The sequence below is a fragment of the Chitinophaga sp. genome, from assembly GCF_036566945.1.
GTDB lineage: Bacteria > Bacteroidota > Bacteroidia > Chitinophagales > Chitinophagaceae > Chitinophaga.
On sequence record NZ_DATCVJ010000197.1, the window covers coordinates 1 to 4,326 of the forward strand.

The window sequence follows — 4,326 nt, forward strand, 5'->3', positions numbered from 1 at the left end:
AGAAAAAGCGAAAGAAGTTTATAAAGGATTTATTCCTTTAACGCCACAGGATGTAGCAGATGTGGTATACTATTGCACCACCCTGCCAGCCCATGTTTGCATTAATGATCTGGTAATGACACCTTTACAACAGGCCAATGCTTATTACATAGATAAAAAATAACACATAGATGTGATTTTATGGTCTCGCGAGAGTTTTTATATTTGGAAACATTTATATATTTTTTGCCCATATACTACTATCCGGCAAAAAATCTATGCCAATGCGACTAAACCAGACTATCCAAACATGAAACCATATCCCTATGCTTACATTTATCACTATGTACTTGTTACGTCTGTACTATCCCACGTGGAAAGAAGGATGGCGCCTCTATTTCGGCAGCTCTCGCAAGAGCAATTACGGTCGTTGGGCATCGCGTAAAGATTGGGCCGGACAAAAAGGCTTTTCTTTGGGTTACAGCTGAGAATTTTTTCAATTTGGGATGTAGTTTTTTTCAGGAGAACATCTTTGAAAATCATCTACATCCCAATTTTTTTTAGTGCTGATACCAGTCTAGGGAAGCGCTATTCTACTTACCACTACCTCACTGCTGCTGCCATTACGTTGCTTATAAGCCAGCAGTGCTTTGTTCTCTTCCACCGCAGTAATCACCGGAAAATTTGCATAGCTGCTATCTGTTGTCAGCATGCCTGCCTGTATCGTTTTACCATCGGCCGCTTTGTATTGAAACCCTACCCTGCTGTTGAAATCATTTTTCCATTTTACCGGTTCATCCCACACCACCAGGAGCTGATCATTTACGGTGGTCATTTGCGGATGTTTGGCCATTGATGCTTTACTCAGGGATTCCCTTTGCGTATAGGTTTGTCCGTTATCCACAGAGCGGCAATAAAAGGCCCCCTGTCCTCCGCCCATCGTAAACCAGGCAAAATGCAACCCTGTGCTGTTGGCCGTCAGCGTAGGTCCTGTATGGGGGCAACCATTCACCACCCAGTTGTCGGCGCTGATGCGCACCGGCGCAGAAAATGATTTGCCTCCATCCCTGGATACCTGGTGTACCATATCACGAATAGAATCGTTGATAATATCCCGATATGCCAGATGTATGTTACCATTATCTGCTACATACATTTTGGTACGGCAACACTGGCAGATAGTCGTCGCCACCGGCATAGCAGATTGAAAGCCCTTTTGTCCGTTTGTAACTGCAAAATAAAGCGTTGATCCTTCTGCGTTGGTTTCCTTCCGGTTGTCCAGCCAGATAGCCGCCGCTTCGCCTCCAGGTAATAAAGCCATATCAAAGTAACGCTGGTCATATCCAGCGGTATCTGTTACCAGCGGCACCGCTGCCTGCCAGGTTTTGCCATGATCAAAAGACTGTGTATACATCACTTTTCCTGCATACTTATTACGCGGATCATTGGCCTCTACCCCAAACAATGCAATGATATTTCCGCCCGGTTTAAACAACAGCTTCGGGAGATTTTCATCATGCGGAAAAACACCTGTGGTAGCAGGTATTACTACAGGCTCAGAAAACGTATGTCCGTTATCGTTAGACACCGCATAGTACATTAAACCGGTATCTGCACTACTATCTTTCTCCACCCAGCTAATCACGGGGTGACCATCTGTATCTTTTGTAATAAAAGGACAGGAAGCATCTTTTCCTGCATGTGATACCACCACCGCTGCTTCCGGCTGTATCCCGCTACGGTGGCAGGATAACGTCAACAACAACAATATTGCGGCTACCATTGGTTTCATATTCTTAATTTTTTCCGGTAAATGTATAAGCAACACCAAAGTTGAATGTTTGCCTGGGGCCTACCCTGTATGTTTTTCCATAAGCAGATTTCTCTGCTGTAGTGGCATACAACTGATCACCAATGTTCATGCAGTTGAGCCAGCATTCAAAACCTTTAAATGCATATCCAGCCCTTGCATTAAACAGATCATATCCATTATATACCGAAGTATTGGCAGCATCCATAAAGTATTTACCTATATGCTGCCATTCCGCGCCTATCCTGAAACCTTTCAGGACAGCCGGTTTCCAGGTAACCTCTGTGTTGGCAATCCATTTAGGCGCACCATTCATCTGGTTATCGGTATATACTTTATTTCCATCTGCATAAGCTTTAAAAAGATGCTCCGCGTAAGTACCACTGCTGCGGATCAGCAAACTGCCAATGGGCGCATATTTTACATTCCACTCTACACCGCTATGCGTGGTAGCGCCGGTATTCCTGTTTTCATACACACCATCTGCATTTCTCACACTGATAATTTCGTTACTGCCATTCATGCGGTAAATACTCAGATCTGCATATCCTTTATGCTTTGCAAATCCGAACCAGCCTCCTGCTTCATAGTTTTGATAAGTAGCAGATTTCAACACCGGCACTTTTACACCGGTATAAAGTTCTGAGATATTAGGCGGCGCAAAACCAACACTGTAATTAGCATACAAACCACGATTGTTACCCAGGTTGTAAGTAAGTCCCAGCTTAGGTGTGAGCGCATTAAAATTATTACGTTCGCTGGGCGCACCGGTGTAAGCAGACGGTGTTAAATGGTTCTCGAAATTATAATCCATCCGGTCGTAGCGCAATGCGGCTACCACTCTCATTTGTTGTATGGGCGAAAATTCAAACTGCGTGTATACAGCACTGTTAAGCAGTCCTACCCGGTAATCTGTTAATACAGAATCCGTTTGGCGGTAGCTGGCGTAATAACCCGCTGCATCTTTTGTAATGGCAATATAATCGGCCACATAGGTAGCAGGACTATAGTCAGCGCTCACACCGGCTATCAACGCAGCATCCTTCCAGTGAAACTGTTTCTTATGTTGTACAATCACACCATAGCTGTTAAACCCATCGCTGTTGATTTGCCCGTTTGCTTTTTGCGTACCCTTTACGTCCTGGATTGCATAAAAGGGATTTTGCCCGATGGTATTATTACGGAAGAAAGCCGTAAAAGTTGTATGGTTGCTGCTATTCCATTCATGATCCAGCGTGCTGCGCACACGCAATGCTTTCACTTCCCGATAGGTAAACGTTTGGAAATTGCGATAATCTTTTGCAAAGAAATGCGTGCTATCCAGGCCACCCGTTTGGTCCGTTTTGTAATTGATCAGGGTAGCGGCATTCGTCCATTTCGTTTTTTCATTGATCTGGTAGTCTACTTTCGCCGTCAATGCCAGTTTATGAAAATCACTATGATCCATGTAGCCATTGCTTTGATTGGCGTAATAACCACTTACTGCAAAACCTGCTTTTTTAACGGTATTGGATACACTGAAGTCGGCCCTTTTATATCCCCAGTTGCTGCCTTCCAACTGGATTTTGGCAGTAGGCACCAGCGTAGGTGAGGCCGTAATAAAATTCACTGCACCCCCTACCGCTTCGCTGCCATATAAAGAAGAGGCAGGTCCGCGAATGACTTCAATATTCCTCAGTGCAGCCATATTAATTTCTATCAGCGCATTGTGGTTGAAGTCCCCGATGGTTCTGATAGGTATCCCATCTTCCAGATACAAAAACAGGCTTTTATAGCCAATAGGCTGACTGATAGCCATGGTGTGCTGCTCATTGCCCAAATCCACCATATAAACGCCGCTCACCTTATTCAACACCTGATCCAGCGTGGTAGCTTTAGTATCGTTTAATGTTTGGGGAGAAATGGTACTGACGGCCACCGGCACAGCGGTGCGCTCCTGCTTATCTCTCGAAGAAGAAACGATGATTTCATTCAGGTTAGTGGTTCTTTGCCGGAGGTAAATCACGGGCGTATGGGCGGCAACATCAGCGGGTATTTGCCGGGAGATGTAGCCAATATAAGATACTTCTATAGAGTCGGTAGTGGCCGCGGATAATTCATATTTCCCCTGTGCATTGGTATTACAGCCCGCTGCAGCATGCAGCAGTCTTACATTCACACCAGGTAAAGCTTCTTTTGTCTCCGCATCAGCCACGCGCCCACGTAGTTGCTGTGCATTACTGCCATAGGCAGCCATACACGCAATGATGAGTACACAACATTGTTTCATGTAAATAAAATAGTTTACTGTTTGCGGTAAGCAAACAGAGTTAGTCAGGTAGTGTAAAGGAAGGTTACGAAACTACTGACTGCGGCGGGTGGAAAACCGAACATACGAGTGTATTCGGGCAGGGGTCCTTATAAAAGGAAACGAAAATGATCTGGTCAGGAGGTGGTGCTGCATTAAACGACTGAATCGCTTCTACAAACATCACTTCATATTTTTCTCTGTTGTTACTATTATTCTGGTCTTGCCGGGCATCCCGATCGAGCTCTTT

General features: G+C 44.8%; 3 protein-coding genes. All 3 read right to left on the reverse strand.

Annotation, left to right across the window (positions count from 1 at the left end; translation table 11 throughout):
* Positions 1-556: 556 nt before the first annotated feature.
* Positions 557-1,771, reverse strand: a complete 1,215-nt coding sequence (locus VIP81_RS05590; RefSeq protein WP_331957487.1) for a sialidase family protein — start codon at positions 1,769-1,771, stop codon at positions 557-559.
* 4 nt (positions 1,772-1,775) lie between these two features.
* A complete protein-coding gene (locus VIP81_RS05595) occupies positions 1,776-4,058 on the reverse strand; it encodes a TonB-dependent receptor (RefSeq protein WP_331957488.1) in 2,283 nt (760 codons plus the stop codon).
* A 64-nt stretch (positions 4,059-4,122) separates the two neighbouring features.
* On the reverse strand, positions 4,123-4,326 hold a 204-nt coding region (locus VIP81_RS05600; protein WP_331957489.1), incomplete at its 5' end, for a hypothetical protein.

Excerpts from the sequence above, each read along its gene's own strand:
- VIP81_RS05590 (WP_331957487.1), bottom strand. The coding sequence starts at position 1,771 with ATGAAACCAATGGTAGCCGCAATATTGTTGTTGTTGACGTTATCCTGC.
- VIP81_RS05595 (WP_331957488.1), bottom strand. The coding sequence starts at position 4,058 with ATGAAACAATGTTGTGTACTCATCATTGCGTGTATGGCTGCCTATGGC.